Raw genomic sequence first — 22,051 nt, forward strand, 5'->3', positions numbered from 1 at the left:
TCACCGACGGCAACGGCGGCACAGACACAGCGACAGTCGCTGTGACGGTTGCTCCGGGGAACGATGATCCGGTTGCCAATGATGATGCAGACACCACGGATTTCGAAACACCCGTAACTATTGATGTGTTGGGCAATGACACCGACGTTGACGGTGATGATCTGGATATCCTTGGCACACCGACATCGGCTGATGGCACGATTGTTGTGAATGCAGATGGCACCATCACCTTCACGCCAAACGATGGCTTTGAAGGTGACGCGACCATCAACTACGAGATCACAGACGGCAATGGCGGCACGGATACAGCTGTTGTGATTGTGACGGTAGGTGACGATCCACGCGATGGCATTGTGTCAGGCACGGACGGTGATGATCTGATTGATTATGACTACACAGGCGATCCGGACGGTGATCTGGTTGACCACAACGATGAAATCATCGCAGGCGAAGGTCCGAATGATGACATCATCGAAGCGGGTGCTGGTAATGACACCATTCTGGCCGGCGAAGGTGACGACGACGTTTACGGCGGCACTGGCAATGACACCATCGACGGCGGGGTCGGTGACGACATCCTGCGCGGCGAAGAGGGCAATGACACCATCACAGGTGGCGACGGGTCCGACACGGTTTATGGTGGCGACGGCGATGATGTGATCGACACATCCGGTTCCGATCCGCAGCCTGACATTGGTTATCCTGGCCTATATCCTGCCGATACTGATCCGGATGATGACAAAGACACTGTTTACGGTGGGGCTGGCAACGATACCATCACCACTGGCGATGATGCCGATATAATCTTTGGCGGCACCGGCAATGATACCATCGACGGTGGAATCGATGACGACACAATCGACGGCGGTGACGGCAACGACACCATCATCGGTGGCGAAGGTAACGACATCATTGACGGCGGTGCTGGCGACGATGTGATCTATGCCGGTCTTGACCCATCCTTCCCGGATGCGCTGAACATCCCTGATGACGGTTCTGGTCCATTCGGCCCTGATCTGGTGCCAAACAACGGTATGGATCTGGTCCACGGTGGCGATGGCAACGACACTATCTATGGTGCCGATGACGATGACACATTGTATGGCGATGCTGGCAATGATTACATCGACGGCGGCATTGACGACGACTACATCGATGGTGGGTCCGGTGACGATACTCTGATCGGTGGTCAGGGCGACGACACTATGGTTGGCGGCACCGGCAATGATACCTTCGACGGTGGCACTGGCGCCGACATTATGTCGGGTGGCGATGATCAGGATATCTTTAGCAATATCACCGCAGGTGATGTGGTTGACGGGAACGAGGGCGGCGACGACTTCGATACGCTGGATTTGACGGGCTCGCGTCCGGATGGTGGCACGCTTCGGGTGATCTATGATGCTGGCAATCCTGAAAACGGCCATGTTGATTTCCGCGATGAAGATGGCAATGTCACCGGCACCATGGAATTCACCAACATCGAGAATGTCATTCCATGTTTCACACCCGGTTCGCTGATTGCGACACCTAAAGGTGAGCGTCTGGTCGAGGAGCTGCGTGAAGGTGACAAGGTTATTACCCGCGATAACGGCATTCAGGAAATCCGCTGGGTTGGCGAAAAGAAACTGGATTGGAAAGCGCTTGCTGCCAACCCACATCTGAAACCAGTCCTGATCCGCAAAGGATCACTGGGGAACGATCTGCCGGAACGCGATATGATGGTTTCTCCGAACCACCGTATGCTGGTGGCCAACGATAAGACTTCGCTCTACTTTGAAGAACGCGAAGTTCTGGCCGCGGCCAAGCATCTGGTCAACAATCAGGGTGTTCATTCAGTTGACACAATGGGCATTAGCTATCTGCACTTCATGTTCGACAACCATGAAGTTGTGCTGTCGGATGGGTCCTGGACCGAGAGCTTCCAGCCTGGTGACTACACCCTGCAAGGCATCGGCAATGCGCAACGCAATGAAATTCTGGAACTGTTCCCCGAGCTGGCAACAGCCAAAGGGATCGAGAGTTACCAAGCGGCCCGCAGAACCCTGAAGGCGCACGAGGCGCGGCTTCTGGCGAAATAGACAAGCTTTGCGTTAAATTGAATTCATCTGGCTGGCCGAACGCATATACGTGCAAACGCTGCCTCGGCCAGCCAGATGGAAACGGCCTTTCTATTTAAGTAGCCCCATATGAATATGCAGCTTTCTTGAGGCCCCTGTGCCTTGAGGGAATGAAAATCGGAGGTTGGTTTTACACCAGCCTCCGATTTTTTTGCAAATGTGTTTGGATGGAAAAACTAACATGCTGAAAGCCAAGCTACATAATGAGTAGCATCAGATTCCATTTTGCAGGTTTTAGGTGTTATGCACCGTTAATACAGCGATCATAATTTTCTTGCGCGTATTGCTGTGTTTCGCCTTCCTTTAGCATTTCTGAATAAGATTCTGAACATGACAACCCATTATGGCCTACAAGAAACTTCCTTAAGGCCAGATCTGTTTCTGCGTTTCGTGTGCAGCCTGTTATCACGGTGGCGATTAATAAGCTGAAGGTTAGGGTGAATATCTTATTTGTCATATGTGTACTCCGGATGCGCGTCCAGAATGCAATTCCGAGAGGGCAAGTAAAGTGTATACATTCGTTGTTTTACCTGTGGACCATCCTGTCAGCGTGGCCGTGATATGACCATTTCCTGGGGCAACGGCCCTCGATTTTTTTGTTGCAAAGGGTGTGGGGACAGTGGACCTTGGTTGGTGAACATAACCAACAACAGGGACAGCTATGAAACCGTATCTAAAATCAACCCCGACACGCGATGGATTTTTTGGCGATTACGGCGGGGCGATGTTGCCACCCCCTTTGGTGCCGCATTTTGAGGAAATCGCGGCCGCCTATGACGAGATATCCAATTCCGCCGATTACATTCGTGACCTGCGCTATATCCGCAAACATTTTCAGGGCCGGCCCACCCCGATTTCCTATTTCAAAAACCTGTCAAAAATCTGTGGCGGGGCACAGATCTATGCCAAACGCGAGGATCTGAACCACACCGGCGCCCACAAACTGAACCACTGTATGGCCGAAGGACTGCTGGCCAAACACATGGGTAAAACCAAACTGATCGCCGAAACAGGTGCTGGGCAACACGGTGTGGCGCTGGCAACTGCTGCGGCCTATTTTGGTATGGAATGTGAAATCCATATGGGCGAGGTCGACATGGCCAAAGAAGCGCCCAATGTGGTGCGCATGAAACTGCTGGGGGCAACTGTGGTGCCTGTGGGCGAGGGGGCCAAGACCCTGAAAGAAGCGGTGGATTCAGCCTTTGGCAGCTACATGGGCCAAGCCGATAAGGCGCTGTTCGGTATCGGATCGGTCGTGGGGCCACACCCGTTTCCCAGAATGGTGCGGGATTTCCAAACCATTGTTGGGTTGGAATCTCGCGAACAGTTTCTTGAGATGACGGGCAACCTGCCTGATATCGTCGCGGCTTGTGTTGGCGGTGGCTCTAACGCTATGGGCATCTTCTCGGGCTTTATTGATGACGAAGGCGTGGCCCTTGTCGGGGTTGAACCGGGTGGCACATCTTCCAAACTGGGCGAACACGCAGCCACAATGACCTATGGTCAGGATGGTGACATCCACGGGTTCCGCACCAAACTTCTGGTGGATGACGCGGGCGAGCCTGCCCCCGTAAACACCATTGCCTCGGGGCTGGATTACCCCGGTGTCGGGCCGGAACATGTCCATTTGCAGAAAATCGGGCGGGCGGAGTATGTGACCGCAGATGATAAGGAAACCCTAAAAGCGTTTTACGATCTGTCGCGTCACGAGGGTATTATTCCGGCGCTGGAATCTGCCCATGCGGTGGCCTACGCGATGCGCGAGGCCAAAGACCTGCAGGGAAAATCTATTCTGATCAATCTGTCGGGCCGTGGTGACAAGGACATTGATTATGTCGCTGAAACCTATGGCTTCGAGGAATAATTTTTCAAAAATTATTCGGTGGCGTCCTGTGTGAATGGGGCGCCACATTTTTGGCCATTTTGTCTCGTTGATCATTGCTTGCTGGTCTGACTATTTACGGGTCAGAGCGCGCGGCCTAAACAATGACAAGGCTAATACAATATGTTTATCCCGCCCAAACCGGTTTCCGAATATCCGTGGTATATAAGGCTGTTTTTCTGGAAACAGAAAAAGACATACGGCAAGGTGCTGGAGCCCGGAATGCTGTGAGCGCGATCCCCAAGTGTGTTTGTCGGGGTGGCGCTGCTGTACGGGGCGTTGAACCGCAAAAAGATCGCGGATTGATCCGGCTTTACGCTCACTGGTGACGGTGCGGGTGTCGCAGATCAACCACTGTGAGTTTTGCGTTGATATCAACGCCTCGACCTTGATGAAACGCGGTGTATGCGAGGAAAAAGTTGTGCATCTGGCGGGGTGGCGCACGCACGAGGGGTTTGACGCGATGGAGCAAGCGGCGTTGGAATTGACCGAAGCAGTGACCTATTCCGACCGCGATGTGGACGCCGCACTAATGGACCAAGTAAAGCAGCATTTTGACGATGATGCAGTGGCCGAACTGTGTGGCTTGATCTCTTTTCAGAATATGTCGAGCAAATATAACGCGGCGTTGGACATTCCGGCGCAGGGGTTTTGCCAGATATAGCTGGCGACAATCAATACGGATACGGCCTAAGGTCGACCCCGCCATGATGCCCAATCCTCGGCAGTGTCCAGATCCGTGATGGCATGATCATCGGGCAGAGTGACAAGCCGTACCCTGTCAGGATTCTGGCGCAGCAGATAGCGTGCGCCTGCGTCCCCCTGAAATACCTCTGGATCATTCAGGGCCCATTTTGGCAGCAGAACAGGGTTGCCTGCCGTGCCATCGGCGCTGGCGGCGCGTTGGATGTTTTCTTTAGGGTCGCTTATGAATGCATTGATAATGCACAGATAATCGTCTGTCGTGACTTCCGGCATATCTGATAATGCGACCAACACACCGGGTGCATTATCAGGCAGGGCCTTCAGACCTGCACGCAAGGACGCAGACATGCCTTGGGCTGCGTCTGCAACCGTTATAATTTGAACTTCCTGCCCTGCCAGCACATCACGCCGCTTTGCATCCCCGTCAGGCAACGCCACCAGCACCGGATGCCCCGTCGCCACCGCACGGCGCACCACATGGTGCAACAGCGGGAGTCCGTGAACGTCCTTCAGTAGCTTATCACGGCCACCCATCCGGTTTGATGCACCGGCCGCAAGGATCAGGATAGGGATTGTCATAGGGACAGTTTACCCCCGCATTCGTGCCCCGTCAGCATCAAATAGAACATCCGTGATCAGGGTGGCCGCGCACATTTCGCCCAGTATCTCGATCTCGGCCTTTTGGCCCGCTTGCGCCATCTCCCGTGGGATCAGCGCCAATGCGATGGATTTGCCCGCGAAATGCGAATATCCGCCCGAAGTGCAATAGCCGACAACCTCGCCTTTGATTGACACAGGCTCGTAACCAATCACATCCGCGTCTTTGACCAACACCTCGAAGGCGCACAACTGTCGGGCAGGGGGCGCGGTGCGCTCAGCCTCGGCTGCGGTCCGTCCAATGAAGTCGGTATCCTTCTTGAATGAAATAAACCTGTCCAACCCGGTTTCGGCAGCCGTATAATCAGGCGAAAACTCTCGCAACCATGCGCCGAAAAACTTGTCCAGCCGCAGGCTCATCATCGCCCGCATTCCGAACGGGCGCAGACCCAGATTTTGGCCAGCGCCCCACAGCGCATTCCAAAGTGCACGTTGTGACATCGGGGTGGTGTAGATTTCATAGCCCAGATCGCCGGTATAGCTGACCCGCTGCACGATGCAGTCCACCAGACCGATAACCATGCGTTTTACGTCCAGAAACTTGAACGATTCACCGCTGACATCGGCCCGCGTCACCTGCTCCAGCAGCTTGCGCGCGTTGGGTCCGGCAATCTGGAAACCGGTGCGCAGGTCCGAGATGTTTTCAACCGTGATACCATCCTCAAGGTGCTGCAAAAACCAGCGGTGGTGGTAATCCTGTGCGCCGTATGAGCCGGTTAGCTGGTATTCATCCTCGGCCAGACAGGACACGGTGAAATCGCCAATCAATCGGCCAGAGGGGGCCAGCATTGGCGTGAGCGACAGGCGGCCAATATTGGGAATCCGTCCCGCCATGATTTTATCAAGCCATGCCCTCGCACCAGCGCCCTTGACCAAAAACTTGCCGAAATTCTGCACTTCGTTGATACCCACAGCCTCGCGCACCGCTTTGACCTCTTGCGCTGTCGCTTCCCACGCGTTCGAGCGCCGGAAGCTGGGGATCTCGTAACGGTCTTCGCCTTCAAGCGCGAAATAGTTCACCACTTCCAGCCCGTTTTGCTGGCCCCAAACCGCGTTCATGCCATCGAAAATATCATACATCGGCGTGGTCTGGTTGGGGCGGCCCACTGGCAGTTCCTCGTTCGGGTAAACCACCGAAAACCGGTTGCGGTAATTCTCGATCACTTTGGGCACGGTATAACCTGGCGAAATCCATTTGCCATAGCGGGCGATATCCATCGCCGATACATCGCGTTCGGTTTCACCGTTTACCATCCATTGCGCCAGCATCAGGCCAACGCCGCCACCTTGGGAGAATCCGGCCATCACACCGCAGGCCAGCCAATAGCCCTGCATCCCCGGAACAGGGCCGACCAGCGGATTACCGTCGGGGGCAAAAGTGAACGGGCCGTGGATCACGGTTTTTACGCCTGCGGTTTCCAGAATTGGAAAGCGGGAATAGGCAAATTCGATCGAGGCCTCGATCTTGTCCAGATTGTCGGGCAGCAGTTCATGGCCGAAATCCCAAGGCGTGCCATCAACCGACCACGGCTGGCAGGGTTGTTCATAGAACCCGATGCACAGCCCGCGACCCTCTTGGCGCAGATAGCTTTCTCCACCGGGGTCCATGACATGCGGATGTTCGACGCCGCGCCCGTAAATCTCGGGCAGATCGTCGGTGACGATATACTGATGTTCCATCGGCAACAGGGGCGTGTAAACACCCGCCATCGCGCCGACCTCACGGGCCCACAACCCACCCGCATTGACGATATGTTCTGCGATGATCACACCTTTGTCGGTCACCACTTCCCAGCTGCCATCGGGCTGCTGGTTGGTTTGCTTAACCTTGGTGTGCAGATAGATTTCGGCCCCCCCCATGCGGGCGGCCTTGGCATAGGCATGCGTGGTGCCCGACGGATCAAGGTGGCCATCCAGCGGATCATATAGGGCACCCAGAATGCCATTGGTGTTGGTGATCGGGGCGATTTGTTTGATTTCGTCAGGGCCAAGGATACGGGTGTCCAGCCCCATATGCCGGTGCTTGGCACGTTCGGCCTTTAGCATGTCGAACCGTTCGGGCGTGTCGGCCAGCGTGATGCCACCCACATGGTGCAGCCCACAAGACATGCCGGTGATCTCCTCCAGCTCTTTATACAACCGGATGGTATAGCCCTGAAGCGCACACATATTGGTGTCGCCATTCAGCGTGTGAAACCCGCCTGCCGCATGCCACGTCGATCCGGATGTCAGCTCGCTACGTTCCAGCAGCACCACATCGGACCAGCCGAGTTTGGTGAGGTGATACAACACGGATGCGCCGACAACGCCGCCGCCAATGACACAGACACGGGTATGGGTTTTCATGAGTTGCTCCTTTGTTTTGTGGATCAGGGTGCAAGGGAAACAGGCAAGCCACTGGTCAGAATTCGACAATTAATGTCGTGAACGGGCAATTCAGAAGGTATGGCGCAGGTCAGGGTAAGGGAAACCAAATACCGGATATAGGTCACACACATGAAAACCCACGCACAAGCCGTTGTTATCGGGGGTGGCCTGATTGGTTGCTCGATCCTTTACCACCTAACGAAACTCGGCTGGTCCGATGTGGTGTTGCTGGAGCGTGATGAACTGACGTCAGGGTCAACATGGCACGCGGCGGCGGGCATTCACGGGCTTCACGACAGCAACAACATTTCGCGCATCCAGCACTATACTATGGGGCTTTATAAAGAACTCGAGGCGTCGACAGGGCAGGGTTGTGGTGTGTTTCAGCCCGGGTCATTGTATCTGGCCCAAACCGAGGCCCGCGAGCACCAGTTGCGCCTGCAAGAGGCCAAGGCACGCTATTACGGGATGAATTTTCACGAGGTGTCACGCGACGAGGCCGAGCGCCTGCACCCGCTGGTCAATTTCGACGGCATCCGCTGCATTATGTATGAACCCGATGGTGGCAATGTGGACCCGTCCGGCGTGACGATGGCATATGCGGCGGGCGCTCGCGCCGCGGGGGCCGAGATTAACCGGTTCACGCCTGTGACGGCCACGGTTCAGCAACCGGATGGAAGCTGGATTGTGGAAACACCCAAGGGGAATATTCACGCGGAATGGGTGATCAACGCGGCGGGTCTGTGGGGGCGCGAAGTAGCGGCGATGGCGGGGCTGACCCTGCCGCTGATCCCGACCGAGCACCAGTATTTCGTCACCGAAACCATTACTGAAGTTGCAGCACTGGACATGCGCCTGCCATCTATTGCTGACCGTGACGGCGAATATTACCTGCGCCAAGAGGGGCAGGGGCTGTTGGTTGGCGCCTACGAAAAAAACATGAAGTTCTGGGCCGAAGACGGCACCCCACCGGGGTTTGGACATGAGCTGTTCCCAGATGATCTGGAGCGGATCGAGGATAACTTGATGCGGGCAATTGACCGCGTTCCGGTGATTGGCGAGGCGGGGATCAAGCGGGTGATCAACGGCCCGATGATCTGGTCGCCTGACAGTAATGCGCTGTTCGGCCCCGTGCCCGAATTGCGCAATTATTTCTGCTGTAACGGCATCATCCCCGGGTTTTCGCAATCCGGCGGGTTGGGCTTGCTGACGGCTGAATGGATCATTGAAGGCGAACCAAAGCTGGACCTGTTTGCATGGGATTTGGCGCGGTTCGGTAACTGGGCCGACAAGGCGTTCACCAAGGCCCGCGTCGCCGATCAATATGCGCACCGGTTCTCGATCCATTTCCCCAATGAGGAACGCGCGGCGGGCCGGCCCGTGCGGATGCGCCCGATTTACCAGATGCAGCGCCAGATGGGGGCGGTGTTCGGGCTGAACGGCGGCTGGGAACATCCGCTGTGGTATGCGGATGCGCCTGATACGGTGGATACCAACGGGTTCGCGCGCCAAAACTGGTTCGAGCCTGTGGGGGCCGAATGCCGGATGCTGCGGGACCACGCGGGGATCATCGACATCTCGAATTTCTCGAAATATGCGGTGCAAGGGGCAGGGGCCGAAGATTGGCTGAACGCGTTGTTCGCCAACCGGATTCCGTCTGTGGTTGGCCGGTCTTGTCTGACGCCCCTGATCGGCGTGCGCGGCGGCATTTCTGGCGATTTCACCGTGACCAAACTGGACGAGGATGATTTCATGATCGTCGGCTCGGGCATGGCCGAACGCTATCACCAGCGGTTTTTCAAGGCAGTTCCATTCCCCAAAGGCACCACATTCAAATCGCTGACGGACGCGATGTGTGGCTTCAACGTGGCGGGGCCAAAATCGCGTAACCTGTTGCAGCGCCTGACCAATACGGACCTGACCACAGCAGCCTTCCCGTTCATGCGCTCAAAACGCATTGACGTGGGCGGGGTTAATGTGGTGGCGATCCGCGTGTCGTTCACCGGTGATCTGGGGTGGGAGCTGCATTGCGCCACCGAGGATCAGGCGCGCCTGTATCAAGCGCTGCTGGAGGCTAGCAAAGAATTTGGTGCGGGTCCAGTGGGCAGTCGCGCCTTGATGTCGTTGCGACTGGAAAAAGGATACGGCAGTTGGGGGCGTGAATATTCGCCAGAATACTGGCCGCAAGAAGTGGGGTTCGCGCGTCTGGTGAAGATGGACAAAGGTGATTTTTTGAACCGCGCGGCTTATGCTGCGCTGGCCGACAACCCAGCCCGCGAAGAACTGGTGATGTTCGAGGTCACGGTTGAAAATGCCGATGCCACAGGGGGCGAGCCGATCTTTTTGCCTGATGGCACCCCCGTTGGTCGCGTCACCTCCGGCGCTTATGGCTACCACGTCGAAAAATCGCTGGCCCTTGGATATATCAAGGCAGGCATGGTCAAAGCAGGGGACGCTGTGGATGTCTACATTCTGGGCGCACCGCACCGCGCGGTAATGCTGGCGGAACCACCGTTTGACGCCAAAGGCGAACGCTTACGCGGCTGATACTATCGCGCGTTGTTCCAGCAACACACCAAACTCGGCCATCGCGCGGATCACCTTTTCGGCTTCATTGCCCAATGCGGTCAGGGTGTATTCGGTTTTCGGCGGCACTGTGGCATAGATTTTGCGCGTCACCAGCCCTTCGGCCTGGAGCATCCGCAACCGCGAGGCAAGGATTTTCGGGCTGACCCCCAGCAACGCATGTTGCAGCTGCGAATAGCGCCGTGTGCCAGCCAGCAGCTCGCGGATAATCAGCGTGGTCCATTTGCCCGACAGGATGTTTGCCGACAGTTTGACGGGGCAGTCGGGGGTGCAATCAACACCGGCTTGTAACGGGTCCATACGACTTCCTTTTCGGGATAGTTACTTTCATTTTGGCAACTACTTCCTAAAGGGAAGTTAGGGGAATATGTCTGCCTTTCAAGATTTATACAAGCAAAAAGGCAAACGATATGAAATACTTCAAGGCACTCTGTTACTTTATCGGCGTGGTTCAACTGGTGCTTGGCGCCCTCTACCTGTTCGTTCCGCAATTTTTCATCGCATGGCAGGGTCTTAGCGAGATCGGCCAGGATATAAATTACCCATTGGGTATGCTGGCCGGACGGTTCATTGTTTACGGGTTGGGAATGTTTGTGATTGCGTCTGATCCCGTAAGATACAAGGTTTGGGCCGACGGGATGATCGCCATTCAAGCCGTCGATCTGGTGGTTGGTCTGTTTTACACGGCCACAGGCGTGGTTGCGATTGCCCATTCTGGTTTTCCAATGTTCAACGCGACCATGTTGATTATCTTGCTGATACTGGCGCGCCGTAGTGTGCCCAGCCACGCAGGGGCGTGATCCGGTGTTGAAAAGCATTTCACAAATACCGGCAGGGCTGATGATGATTGGCAACGCGCCAGCCCTGTTTGACCGTTTGTATAGGTATGACTGGTATAGTGACCCGCTGCGCGATTGGGTCAGGGTGCTGGATATCCAGCCGGATATGCAGGTGCTTGACCTGGGGTGCGGGCCGGGGAATTTGACGCGAGAGTTGGCGGCGGGGGGCGTAATGAACACCGGCGTGGATAAATCCGACGCCATGATCAAACGCGCCAAACGTCCCCAAAGCCACGCGCGGTTCAAAGTGGATAACGCGACGGATATGGCAATGAGGGCTGGGTCTTTTGACGTAGTCCTGTCGGCATCCTTGATCAATGTGGTGCCGGACCCATCGGCATTACTGTCTGAAATGGCGCGGGTCTTACGAGGGCACGGGCAGGCAAGTGTGTTATTCCCGAAGCCGCAGTTTGATTTGCGCCATGCGGAACAGATCATCACCACACGGCGGCTTGGGCCGTTTGCGGCAGGAGCGATCCGGCTGTGGGCCGGAAAGGCGCGCAAACTGGACCCCGTTGTGGTGGTCGATCATTTTACAAAAACGGGGTTCGAGATGCCCGTTATCGATACCTACCTTGAGGAGGGCTTGGCAGCGGTGACGGCTTATGTGTCGAGTTGAACCACCTGCAACCTATCCCTGAACCGGCGCATGTTTTCCTGATAGTGTAGCGCACTGGCGGTTAGCCCTTGAATGGCAGTCTGGTCCAACTGTCGCACCACCTTGCCTGGGGCACCCACTACCAGTGACCCGTCGGGAATTTCCTTGCCCTCGGTGATCAGCGCGCCCGCGCCAATCAGGCAGTTTTTGCCAATCCGTGCCCCGTTCAGCACCGTCGCCCCCATGCCAATCAGGCTGTTAGACCCAACAGTGCAGCCGTGCAGCATCGCCTTGTGCCCAATGGTGCAGTTCTGGCCGATGGTCAGCTTGAAACCCGGATCGGTGTGCAACACACAGTTTTCCTGAACGTTGCTGCCCGCGCCGACAAAGATCAGTTCATTATCACCCCGTAAGGTGCAGCCAAACCAGACAGATGCGCCAGTTTGCAGCACGACATTACCGATCACATTAGCATCGGGGGCGATCCAGTAATCATCCTCAACGGGCAGGGTGGGGGATTTACCATCGATAGTATAAAGGGTCATGTGCGGTCCTCAAATTCCTTGTTCAGCGCCCGCACCCGTTCTACCAGATCGGGCTGTTGCGATATGCGCATGCGTTCGGCTGAAATGATGGTTTTCAGCGCATCTTCGGTCTCGTCCAGATCATCGTTGATCAGCACAAAATCATATTCCGGCCAATGGCTGATTTCATCACGGCTTTTCTGCATCCGCTCATTGATGACTTCGTCGCTGTCTTGGGCACGGGTGTGCAGGCGGCGCTCAAGTTCGGCAATCGAAGGGGGCAGGATGAAAATCGACAGCACATGTTTGCCCAATGAGGACGCCCGCACCTGTTGGCCGCCCTGCCAGTCGATATCAAACAGCACATCGCGCCCCTCAGTGATCGCGCCTTCAACCGGCCCTTTGGGCGAGCCGTAGAAATTGCCAAACACCTCGGCATGTTCCAGCATATCGCCACTATCGACCATCGCCGAAAATTCATCGTGGGATTTGAAATAATAGTCCTTGCCGTCCACCTCGCCTGAACGCGGCGAGCGGGTGGTGGCCGAGACAGAAAAGCCGATTGCAGGGTCCCATTTGATCAGCCGTTTGGCCAGCGTCGATTTGCCAGCACCCGAAGGCGACGACAGGATAATCAAAAGTCCGCGGCGCTCATTCATGCTCTACTCCACATTCTGCACTTGTTCGCGCATCTGGTCTATCGTTGCCTTCAGATCCAGACCGATGCGGGTCAGCTCAACCGCTTGAGCTTTGGAACATAAGGTATTGGCTTCGCGCATAAATTCCTGCATCAGGAAATCCAGTTTGCGTCCGATAGCGCCGGCCTTGCCCATCAGGTCACGCGCCGCATCCACATGGGCACGCAGGCGGTCCAACTCCTCCATCACATCGGACTTCACTGCCAGCATCGCCAGTTCCTGCGCCACGCGGGACGCATCCGCCCCATCGGAATTTTCCAGCACGCGGGCCAGATTTTCGCGCAGGGTTTTGGCAACCTCGTCCTTGCGGGCCTCGGCGGAAATGGCAGCGTCTTTGGTCAGGGCTTCGATGGTGGTGATCTGGTCGTGGATGACCTGATCCAGTGCTGCGCCCTCGTTGCTGCGCATGGTGGTGAAATCGTCCAGCAATGGTGGAAGGTCCGCAATCAGCGCGGCCAGCAGGGGGGCGGTGTCTTCTTGCACAACGCTTGTATCAATCACCCCGCGCTGGGTCAGCACATCGGCGGCGGTGCAATGCACCAGCGTCAACCCCGTGTCTGCGGCGGCATCTTCAATCTGGGACAGCGCCTGCAGGATGCGGGTCAGTTGTGCCGCGTTCAGGTTCAGCGGTGCTGTGCCCTCGTCGCGCTGCACCCGCAGAGTCAGGTTGATATTGCCACGGCCCACTGACCCTGCAACCAGCCCGCGCACGGCTTGCTCTAGCCCATCAACCCAGTCCGGCACCCGCAAGCGAATATCCAGGCCCTTGGAATTGACGCTGCGGATTTCCCAAGCCCATGAATATCCGGCATTTCCGCCATTACGGGCGGCGAACCCTGTCATTGATGTGATCATGTGCGGTTAACCATTTAACAATTTTAGCCCCTCAATTTTCATCAAACCATGCCATATTAACCTGGCGGTAAGCATTATGAGCCAAGGGTTAACAGAGACACGCCCCTGTAACAACAATGCCGACCCATATCGGAAATTAAAATGCAGGTGTATCGTGAAACATAAAGCAACGCTCGGACGGAATGTTATTTCAATGTTTGGCTATAAAAGCGAAACTCTGTTTCCTGTGATCAATCAGGTTGAGGCCTATTGGCAAGGTTTGCGTATGGGGCGAATTGTGCCGCAGCGCAGTGAAATTGACCCGCGCGGCATTGAACGGGCGCTGGAATATACCTTTATTCTGGAACGCATCGCACCGGGTCTGGCGCGGTTTCGGCTAAACGGGATGCATCTGAATGATCTGCTGGGGATGGAGGTGCGCGGCATGCCGTTCACGTCGTTCTTTACGCCTGCTGCGCGGATTATGGTGACCGACACGCTCGAGGCGGTGTTTGACGGGCCGCAAGTGGCGGAACTGACCCTGACAGCCGAACGCGGCATCGGTAAACCGCCGATGGACGCCAAGCTTATTTTGCTGCCGTTGCGCAGTGATATGGGTGAAATCACCCGTATCATCGGCTGTCTGGTGTCTCTGGGGCCGATTGGCCGCGCCCCACGCCGGTTTGATGTGGCGGATGTAAGGATGAAAACCCTGACAGCAGGCCACGCACCGATTGATGCTCCTGCAGTTGATGTGTTGCTTGACCCTGCGCCGGTCAAAGGATTTGCCGAGCAGAGCATTCCCTTTGTCACAAATTCAAAAGACAGCGACATTGATGACGAAAAAGGGCCGGACGATACACGCCCGACCCTTCGATTGGTTTAACTGGCAAAACCAATACGATTAAATTGGTTTTGCTCTAATCCGTCAGCAGGGGGTTAAACCGCCTGCGCCTGCTTGCTTTCGCGTAAGGCCGACAGTTCTTCGGCCACCAGAAACGCCAGTTCCAATGATTGGCTGGCGTTCAGGCGTGGATCGCACGCAGTGTGATAGCGGCTTGACAGATCCTCGTCCGTCACCGCCCGCACGCCGCCGGTGCATTCGGTTACGTCCTGACCCGTCATTTCGAAATGCACGCCCCCCGGGACCGTTCCCTCGGCCTTGTGGATCGAAAAGAACTCGCGCACTTCGCGCAATACCGATTCAAACGGACGGGTTTTATATCCGGTTGACGATTTGATCGTGTTGCCGTGCATCGGATCACACGTCCACAGCACATTGGCGCCTTCTTCCTGAACCGTCTTGATCAGGCGGGGCAGGTGGTCACCCACTGATCCTGCGCCAAAACGGGTGATCAGGGTCAAACGCCCCGCCTCGTTTTCGGGGTTCAGTTTGGCCATAAGCCGTTTCAGATCATCCGCTGTCATGGTCGGCCCGCATTTCATCCCGATCGGGTTTTGTACCCCGCGCAGGAATTCCACATGTGCGCCATCCGGCTGACGGGTGCGATCCCCGATCCACAGCAAGTGGCCTGAGCCTGCAATGGGCAGGCCTGTGGTGCTATCAATACGGCACAGCGCTTCCTCATATTCTAGCAGCAGGGATTCGTGGCTGGTGTAGAAATCCACGGTTTGCAATGTGTGGGCACGAGAGCTGTCCACGCCTGCGGCTTTCATGAAATCCAGCGTGTCCGATATGCGCACCGCGATTTCACGATATTTGGCCGCGTTTTCACCACGTGCGAACCCCATTGTCCAGGCATGCACCTGATGCACATCGGCATAGCCGCCGGTTGAAAAGGCGCGCAGCAGGTTCAGCGATGCAGCGGCTTGGGTGTAGGCCTGCAACATCTTTTGCGGGTTCGGGGTGCGGGCCTCGGGTGTGAAGGGCAGATCATTGATGATGTCACCGCGAAAGCTGGGCAATTCCACCCCATCAATGACCTCGGTCGGGGCCGAGCGCGGTTTGGCAAACTGGCCCGCCATGCGGCCAACCTTGACCACAGGCACCTTGGCGCCATAGGTCAGCACCATCGCCATTTGCAGCATCACTTTGAATGTATCACGGATGTTGTCGGCGGAAAATTCGGCGAAACTCTCGGCGCAATCACCGCCTTGCAGCAAAAAGGCGCGCCCCTCGGCGGCCTCGGCTAGGGCGAATTTCAGACGTCTGGCCTCGCCAGCAAAGACGAGCGGCGGATATTTGGCAAGCTGTGCTTCTACAGCATTCAGCGCGCACCTGTCCGTATACTCGGGCATCTGAACTCGGGGCATGTTGCGCCAGCCAGATTTTTGCCAATTCGTCATCGTCTTTGCTCCAAAATTAATATGTCAAGATTACCAAGTATAGGGCGACAATTGCCCTGTGCCAACAGGCGATATTCAGATGGCGGGACACAAAGAATTTTTGCGCTTTGATCGTATTTGCTTGATCGGGTGAAACAAACCTGTTTCGGTCAACCAAACCACAGCAAAAAGGTCGTGTGGATGGAAGTGAGTCGCCAGCTTGTGGATGTTCAGGAACCGCAGGGAAACCCGCGCCGGTTTGTCTTTGTCCTGCTTGACCAGTTTTCGCTGCTCAGCTTTACCTCGGCCGTTGAATCCCTGCGCATTGCCAACCGGATGTCATCCGGCAAAAGCCTGTATGACTGGTGCCTGATCAGCGAAGGTGGTGAAACCGTGACCTGTTCTGCCAAAACCGTGCTTCAGGTGGATGGCGGGTTTGACGAAATGCTGCGCGATGACACCATTCTGGTTTGTGGCGGCATGGATATACAGCAAACCAGCAGCAAAAAAACACTGAACTGGCTGCGGCGCGAGGCGCGGCGCGGTGCTAAAATCGGCGGGCTGTGCACCGCGGCCTACACATTGGCCATGGCTGGATTGCTGAACGGCAAACGCGCCACGATCCATTGGGAAAATCAGGACAGTTTCATCGAGGAATTCGAGGAGGTTGAGCTGACCAAATCGGTGTTCGTGGTGGATGGCAACCGTTTCACTACCGCAGGCGGCACATCGTCGATTGACCTGATGTTGAAACTGATTGCCGATGATCACGGCGAGGAACTGGCCAATGCGGTGGCGGACCAGTTGATCTATTCCTCGATCCGCACCGATCAGGACACCCAGCGTTTGTCGATCCCGACCCGCATTGGGGTGCGGCATCCGAAACTGTCGGCGGTGATCAAAATGATGGAAGAAAACATCGAGGAGCCGATCTCGCCCTCGATCCTGTCGCGCGATGTCGGCATGTCAACCCGCCAGCTGGAACGGCTGTTTCGCCGCTATCTGAATCGATCCCCAAAACGCTATTATATGGAGTTGCGGCTGCAAAAGGCCCGCAACTTGCTGATGCAGACCGATATGAGCGTGATCAACGTGGCGTTGGCTTGCGGATTTGCCTCGCCGTCGCATTTTTCCAAATGCTACCGCGCACATTACAGCACCACGCCATATCGGGAGCGCGGCGCGCAGGCGACACGGCTGTCGATCTAGTGTTGGGGTAAATGGGGTTTGGCTTCGAGGAGGAACACCATGGGCCGATTTACGGGTGGTTGCGTATGCGGAAAAGTCCGGCTTGTCGCTTTGGGGCAACCAAACAGAGTTGGCCTTTGTCATTGTCTCGACTGCCGCAAGCATCATGGGGCTCTCTTTTACGCGTCCGCTGTATTCCCTCAGGATGCAGTGACCATTGATGGCGAAATACGAGATTACGCTGGGCGTTATTTTTGCCCTCACTGCGGCTCTCCCGTTTTCGCGCGTAGTGAAGATGAAATCGAAGTGCACCTAGGATCACTTGATGCTCCGGATCAATTAAAGCCAACTTACGAAAGCTGGACCGTGCGTCGCGAATCTTGGTTGCCAGCATTTCCGCATATGAAGCTGTATGATCGTTGTCGTGACGACAAGGGTCGCCATGAGGAGTAGGTTACCGCAAAGCAGACATTGTCGAATGATGCCTGCAATAGCCACCTCTAACCCCTTCACTCCGGTGCCATCCGAAACACCGCCCCTTCGCCAACAGATAAAAACCAGATTGATCCGTCCGGTGCTTCGCGCACATCGCGCACGCGGATCATCGCGTCGGCTTCCAGTTTTTCCTCGGCAAAGCTGCGGTCAGGGTCCAGTCGGGCGATATAGTCGAACTTTAGCGACCCAACAAAGATGTCACCACGCCACGCAGGCCACAACCTGCCAGAATAGATCATCATCCCCGAAGGCGCGATGGACGGGTCCCAAACCATGGCCGGCTGTTCCATCCCCGGTTTTGCTGTGCCCTCGCCAATCTTTTCGCCCGAATAATGCCGACCGTAGGCAATGACGGGCCAGCCATAATTCGCCCCTTTACGGATCAAATTCACCTCGTCACCGCCCTGTGCGCCATGTTCATGCGCCCAAAGCTGTCCGTGCATATCCAGCGCCATGCCCTGCGGGTTGCGATGCCCGTAAGACCAGATTTCTGGCCGCAGTCCGCTTTGCCCGACAAACGGGTTGTCGCGTGGCACCGTACCATCGCGGTTAAGGCGAATAATGCTACCGTTATGGCGCGTAAGGTCTTGTGCGGCGGGGCGATCGCCACGTTCGCCGATGCTCATGTAAATCTTGCCATCGGTCCCTTCAATGATACGCGAGCCAAAATGCCGCCCGCCGCTTGTGCCTTTTTGCATCTCGAACAGCAGATGAAACCCCACCAGCCTGCGCCCGTCAGATGAAAGCCGCCCGACACCCAAAGCGGTGCCTGCCTCGCGCCCTTGCGGTTTGGCGTAACTCAAAAACACCTCGCGGCTCTGGGTGAAATCGCGCGGGATCATCACATCCAGCAACCCGCCTTGGCCGCTTGCCAAAACCTTGGGCACACCTATGACGCGCCACGCTTGCCCATCAGGCCCGATATTCAACAACACTCCGTCGCGTTCTGTGACTAAAAACCGGCCCTTTGGCAAAAACCCTATTGCCCAGGGTTGGTTCAGCCCTCCGGCGATCTTGGTAATGCTGATCCCGCCCACCGATGTCTGGATTGTGGTCGCAAAAGCGGGAAAGCCCAGAACAAAAGATATAACAAGCAGGATCAGCACGCGCATCGGTAATTCTCCTTCTGGTGACCTGATGCGAACTATAACATTGGGGCTGCCAAGGCGGCACCACTTTTTGGATATGCTATATTCTGGCGGCTTTGTGTCTAAGGCTTTTCTTTTTTGTTCGACCACATTAGTCTGCCCTATGAACTGCTTTTCATTCAGGGAGATACAATATGAAAAAGCTACTACTGGCGAGCGCTGCAATGGCGCTTATGGCGGGATCTGCATTTGCGGAAGAAGTCAAAATTGGCGTAATTCTGGGCTTTACCGGCCCAATTGAATCGCTAACACCGCATATGGCGGCGGGGGCCGAACTGGCGATGAAAGAAGTCAGTGATTCCGGCATGCTGCTGGACGGCATGACCGTGACATCCGTGCGCGCCGATTCCACCTGTATTGATGCGGCTGCTGCAACGGCTGCTGCCGAGCGTCTGATCACATCCGATGGCATCAAGGCCATCATGGGCGCAGACTGTTCCGGCGTAACCGGTGCGATCCTGTCGAACGTGGCCTTGGCCAACGGCATCGTGATGATTTCACCATCTGCCACATCGCCGGGTCTGTCGACAGCTGAAGATAACGGTTTGTTCTTCCGCACAGCACCGTCTGACGCACGTCAAGGCGTGGTGATGACCGAAATCCTGATCGAAGAGGGCATCAAAACGGTCGCTCTGACATACACCAACAATGACTACGGCAAAGGTTTGGCCGACGCATTCCAGAGCGCTTATGAAGCGGCTGGCGGCACGGTAACCATTTCAGCCGCCCATGAAGATGGCAAGGCTGACTATTCCGCCGAGGTAGGCGCATTGGCGGCTGCCGGTGGTGATCGTCTGGTTGTGGCTGGTTATATTGATCAAGGTGGTGCGGGTATCGTGCGCGCAGCCCTTGATTCAGGTGCGTTTGACACGTTCCACTTCCCTGACGGGATGATCGGCTCGGCACTGACAGAAACCTTTGGGTCCGAAATTGACGGCTCCACTGGTCAACACCCTGGCACAGACAGCCCAGGCGCTGCCAAATACGAGGCAATGGTTAATGGCGCATTTGAAGCCACTTCGCCATTCTCGCCAGAAAGCTATGACGCAGCTGCGCTGATCATGCTGGCAATGCAGGCTGCAGGGTCCACTGATTCGGGTGATTTCAAAGGTAAAGTGATGGACGTTGCCAACGCCCCAGGCGAGCAAATTTTCCCTGGCGAACTGGCTAAAGCGCTGCAAATCCTCAAAGACGGTGGCGACATCGACTATGTGGGTGCCACAGCGGTTGAACTGATCGGGCCAGGCGAATCTGCTGGCAACTACCGTCAGATCGTTATCAAAGACGGCAAAGTCGAGACAGCGAAATACCGCTAGTCCGATCCGTCTAATGACATTGAACAGCCCGGGGCGCTCTCGGGCTGTTTTCATAGAAGACACGAAGGTCATAAGACCTGTGCAGGGGATGAACTATATGATCGTCGTTGATGACATCTCGAAACAATTCGGGGGCTTCAAGGCTGTTGACGGTGCCACGCTGAAGATCGCCGAAAAGTCGATCACAGGGCTTATTGGACCGAACGGCGCTGGTAAAACCACCCTTTTCAATGTGATAGCGGGTGTTCTTAAACCTTCTGGCGGACGCGTAACGATGCAGGGCGAGGATATTACCGGTCTGCCACCGCATGAGTTGTTTCACAAAGGACTGCTGCGCACCTTCCAGATTGCACATGAGTTTGCCTCGATGACGGTGCGCGAGAACCTGATGATGGTGCCCGGCACGCAATCGGGCGAAACCCTGTGGAATGCGTGGTTTGGCCGTGGGCGGATTGCAACCGAGGAAACCGCGCTGCTGAAAAAGGCAGACGAGGTTCTGGAATTTCTGACCATTGATCATTTGAAAGACGAGCGCGCCGGTAACCTGTCTGGCGGGCAGAAAAAGCTGTTGGAACTGGGGCGCACCATGATGGTGGACGCCAAAATCGTATTTCTGGACGAGGTCGGGGCAGGGGTGAACCGCACCCTGCTGCGCACCATTGGCGATGCGATTGTGCGTCTGAACCAGGAGCGCGGCTATACCTTTGTGGTGATCGAGCACGACATGGAGTTTATCGGGCGGATTTGTGATCCGGTGATCTGTATGGCCGAGGGTAAAGTGCTGGCCGAGGGCACATTGGACGAGATCAAGGCGAACGAGCATGTGATCGAGGCGTATCTGGGCACCGGATTGAAGAACAAAGTCAAAGCGGAGGGCAGGGTATGAGTGAGCCTTTCCTGATTGGCGAAGCCATAACCGGCGGGTATGGCAAGGGGCCGGACATTTTGCACGAGTGCACCATCGCGGTGGACAAGGGCGAAATCGCGGTGATCGTTGGGCCGAACGGGGCGGGTAAATCCACCGCGATGAAGGCCGTGTTTGGCATGCTGAATGTGAATTCCGGCCGTGTGCTGCTGGGCGGCGAGGATATTACCGCGCTGTCGCCGCAAGCGCGTGTGGCCAAGGGCATGGCGTTTGTGCCGCAAACCAGCAACGTATTCACCTCGCTTAGTGTCGAGGAAAATCTGGAAATGGGCGCGTTCCTGCGCCGCGATGATATTTCGGAAACGATGGAGCAGGTCTATGAGCTGTTCCCGATCCTGCGGGACAAGCGGCTGCAAGCAGCGGGCGAATTATCGGGCGGGCAACGCCAGCAGGTCGCCTTTGGCCGTGCGCTGATGACCCAGCCACAGGTGCTGATGCTGGACGAACCTACGGCCGGCGTTTCGCCGATTGTGATGGACGAGCTGTTCGACCGGATCATCGAGGTCGCCCGCAGCGGTATTTCCATCCTGATGGTCGAGCAAAACGCCCGCCAAGCATTGGAAATCGCCGACAAGGGCTATGTTCTGGTGCAGGGCCGCAACCGGTTTACCGACACGGGGCAGGTGCTGTTGGCCGACCCCGAAGTCCGCCGCAGTTTTCTGGGAGGATAGGGGCGTTGCGATTATTCACTATTCTTTTGTTGCTGCCGTCCCTTGCATGGGCGGGCGAAGAAAAGACGATTACCTGCACATTCACACAAGAATGCGCACGGCATTTGAGCTGTAAAAGCACCGAGAAATTCACCTATGTAATGCGCGGGTTTACCGGCGAGCATTGGGTGGTCGAACTGCCGACAGGCGAGCGCCTAGAGGTAGAGATGCGC

Annotated in this window: 21 protein-coding genes; 13 read left to right on the plus strand and 8 right to left on the minus strand. The window is 56.1% G+C overall.

Annotation, left to right across the window (positions count from 1 at the left end; genetic code table 11):
• The 3 genes from ACWB12_RS16195 to ACWB12_RS16205 form a co-directional block, all read left to right on the plus strand.
• The coding region (locus ACWB12_RS16195; protein ID WP_479531135.1) for a Hint domain-containing protein at positions 1 to 2,081 on the plus strand (2,081 nt) is incomplete at its 5' end.
• A 700-nt stretch (positions 2,082 to 2,781) separates the two neighbouring features.
• Positions 2,782 to 3,984, plus strand: coding sequence for a tryptophan synthase subunit beta (trpB, locus tag ACWB12_RS16200; RefSeq protein WP_479531136.1), 1,203 nt, complete (start codon positions 2,782 to 2,784; stop codon positions 3,982 to 3,984).
• Between the two features lie 319 nt (positions 3,985 to 4,303).
• Entirely contained in the window at positions 4,304 to 4,666 is a 363-nt protein-coding gene (locus ACWB12_RS16205; RefSeq protein ID WP_479531155.1) for a carboxymuconolactone decarboxylase family protein, read from the plus strand.
• 26 nt (positions 4,667 to 4,692) lie between these two features.
• Here the strand turns inward: ACWB12_RS16205 and ACWB12_RS16210 are convergent, their stop codons facing one another.
• The gene (locus ACWB12_RS16210; RefSeq protein ID WP_479531137.1) at positions 4,693 to 5,286 is read right to left on the minus strand and encodes a nucleotidyltransferase family protein; all 594 of its coding nucleotides are present in this window, start codon (positions 5,284 to 5,286) and stop codon (positions 4,693 to 4,695) included.
• A 9-nt stretch (positions 5,287 to 5,295) separates the two neighbouring features.
• Positions 5,296 to 7,710, minus strand: a complete 2,415-nt coding sequence (locus tag ACWB12_RS16215; protein ID WP_479531138.1) for a GcvT family protein — start codon at positions 7,708 to 7,710, stop codon at positions 5,296 to 5,298.
• 150 nt (positions 7,711 to 7,860) lie between these two features.
• Between ACWB12_RS16215 and ACWB12_RS16220 the strand changes: the two genes are divergently transcribed.
• Positions 7,861 to 10,278 carry a GcvT family protein gene (locus ACWB12_RS16220; protein ID WP_479531139.1) on the plus strand — a complete coding sequence of 806 codons (2,418 nt, stop codon included), beginning with the start codon at positions 7,861 to 7,863 and terminating at the stop codon, positions 10,276 to 10,278.
• On the opposite strand, the gene ACWB12_RS16225 is transcribed toward ACWB12_RS16220, so the two are convergent.
• On the minus strand, positions 10,267 to 10,617 hold the full coding sequence (locus ACWB12_RS16225; RefSeq protein WP_479531140.1) for a winged helix-turn-helix transcriptional regulator: 351 nt from the start codon (positions 10,615 to 10,617) through the stop codon (positions 10,267 to 10,269). The genes ACWB12_RS16220 and ACWB12_RS16225 overlap by 12 nt on opposite strands.
• A gap of 110 nt (positions 10,618 to 10,727) precedes the next feature.
• Between ACWB12_RS16225 and ACWB12_RS16230 the strand changes: the two genes are divergently transcribed.
• Together ACWB12_RS16230 and ACWB12_RS16235 are read left to right on the plus strand one after the other, a co-directional pair.
• Complete coding sequence (locus ACWB12_RS16230; RefSeq protein WP_479531141.1) at positions 10,728 to 11,117, plus strand: hypothetical protein; 390 nt, start codon at positions 10,728 to 10,730, stop codon at positions 11,115 to 11,117.
• Positions 11,092 to 11,775 (plus strand): class I SAM-dependent methyltransferase, encoded by a 684-nt coding sequence (locus ACWB12_RS16235; protein WP_479531142.1) that lies wholly within the window; start codon positions 11,092 to 11,094, stop codon positions 11,773 to 11,775. The genes ACWB12_RS16230 and ACWB12_RS16235 overlap by 26 nt, the downstream gene beginning before the upstream one ends.
• On the opposite strand, the gene ACWB12_RS16240 is transcribed toward ACWB12_RS16235, so the two are convergent.
• From ACWB12_RS16240 to ACWB12_RS16250, 3 genes are read right to left on the minus strand one after another with little or no spacing between them, the layout of a single operon-like run.
• Positions 11,760 to 12,299 (minus strand): gamma carbonic anhydrase family protein, encoded by a 540-nt coding sequence (locus ACWB12_RS16240; RefSeq protein WP_479531143.1) that lies wholly within the window; start codon positions 12,297 to 12,299, stop codon positions 11,760 to 11,762. The two genes, ACWB12_RS16235 and ACWB12_RS16240, sit on opposite strands and share 16 nt — an antisense overlap.
• Positions 12,296 to 12,937 (minus strand): guanylate kinase, encoded by a 642-nt coding sequence (gene gmk, locus ACWB12_RS16245; protein WP_479531144.1) that lies wholly within the window; start codon positions 12,935 to 12,937, stop codon positions 12,296 to 12,298. The genes ACWB12_RS16240 and gmk overlap by 4 nt, the downstream gene beginning before the upstream one ends.
• Positions 12,938 to 12,940: 3 nt before the next feature.
• Positions 12,941 to 13,831, minus strand: a complete 891-nt coding sequence (locus ACWB12_RS16250) for a YicC/YloC family endoribonuclease (RefSeq protein WP_479531145.1) — start codon at positions 13,829 to 13,831, stop codon at positions 12,941 to 12,943.
• A gap of 154 nt (positions 13,832 to 13,985) precedes the next feature.
• On the opposite strand from ACWB12_RS16250, the gene ACWB12_RS16255 reads away from it, so the two are divergent.
• Positions 13,986 to 14,696: a PAS domain-containing protein gene (locus ACWB12_RS16255; protein ID WP_479531146.1), complete on the plus strand. Its 711-nt coding sequence runs from the start codon at positions 13,986 to 13,988 to the stop codon at positions 14,694 to 14,696.
• 53 nt (positions 14,697 to 14,749) lie between these two features.
• Here ACWB12_RS16255 and ACWB12_RS16260 read toward each other — a convergent pair whose 3' ends face one another.
• On the minus strand, positions 14,750 to 16,117 hold the full coding sequence (locus ACWB12_RS16260) for a class II 3-deoxy-7-phosphoheptulonate synthase (RefSeq protein ID WP_479531147.1): 1,368 nt from the start codon (positions 16,115 to 16,117) through the stop codon (positions 14,750 to 14,752).
• A gap of 180 nt (positions 16,118 to 16,297) precedes the next feature.
• Between ACWB12_RS16260 and ACWB12_RS16265 the strand changes: the two genes are divergently transcribed.
• Both ACWB12_RS16265 and ACWB12_RS16270 read left to right on the plus strand, forming a co-directional pair.
• Positions 16,298 to 17,305 carry a GlxA family transcriptional regulator gene (locus ACWB12_RS16265; RefSeq protein WP_479531148.1) on the plus strand — a complete coding sequence of 336 codons (1,008 nt, stop codon included), beginning with the start codon at positions 16,298 to 16,300 and terminating at the stop codon, positions 17,303 to 17,305.
• A 39-nt stretch (positions 17,306 to 17,344) separates the two neighbouring features.
• Entirely contained in the window at positions 17,345 to 17,737 is a 393-nt protein-coding gene (locus ACWB12_RS16270; protein WP_479531149.1) for a GFA family protein, read from the plus strand.
• A 56-nt stretch (positions 17,738 to 17,793) separates the two neighbouring features.
• Here the strand turns inward: ACWB12_RS16270 and ACWB12_RS16275 are convergent, their stop codons facing one another.
• Positions 17,794 to 18,891, minus strand: a complete 1,098-nt coding sequence (locus tag ACWB12_RS16275; protein WP_479531150.1) for a PQQ-dependent sugar dehydrogenase — start codon at positions 18,889 to 18,891, stop codon at positions 17,794 to 17,796.
• A 170-nt stretch (positions 18,892 to 19,061) separates the two neighbouring features.
• On the opposite strand from ACWB12_RS16275, the gene ACWB12_RS16280 reads away from it, so the two are divergent.
• The 4 genes from ACWB12_RS16280 to ACWB12_RS16295 all read left to right on the plus strand — a co-directional run.
• Positions 19,062 to 20,243: an ABC transporter substrate-binding protein gene (locus ACWB12_RS16280; RefSeq protein WP_479531151.1), complete on the plus strand. Its 1,182-nt coding sequence runs from the start codon at positions 19,062 to 19,064 to the stop codon at positions 20,241 to 20,243.
• A 97-nt stretch (positions 20,244 to 20,340) separates the two neighbouring features.
• Positions 20,341 to 21,129, plus strand: coding sequence for an ABC transporter ATP-binding protein (locus ACWB12_RS16285; protein WP_479531152.1), 789 nt, complete (start codon positions 20,341 to 20,343; stop codon positions 21,127 to 21,129).
• Positions 21,126 to 21,839, plus strand: a complete 714-nt coding sequence (locus ACWB12_RS16290; RefSeq protein ID WP_479531153.1) for an ABC transporter ATP-binding protein — start codon at positions 21,126 to 21,128, stop codon at positions 21,837 to 21,839. Before ACWB12_RS16285 ends, ACWB12_RS16290 begins: the two co-directional genes overlap by 4 nt.
• Positions 21,840 to 21,844: 5 nt before the next feature.
• Positions 21,845 to 22,051, plus strand: a 207-nt coding sequence (locus ACWB12_RS16295) for a hypothetical protein (RefSeq protein ID WP_479531154.1), incomplete at its 3' end; no start/stop codon positions are given.

It is taken from the genome of Profundibacter sp. (assembly GCF_056498605.1).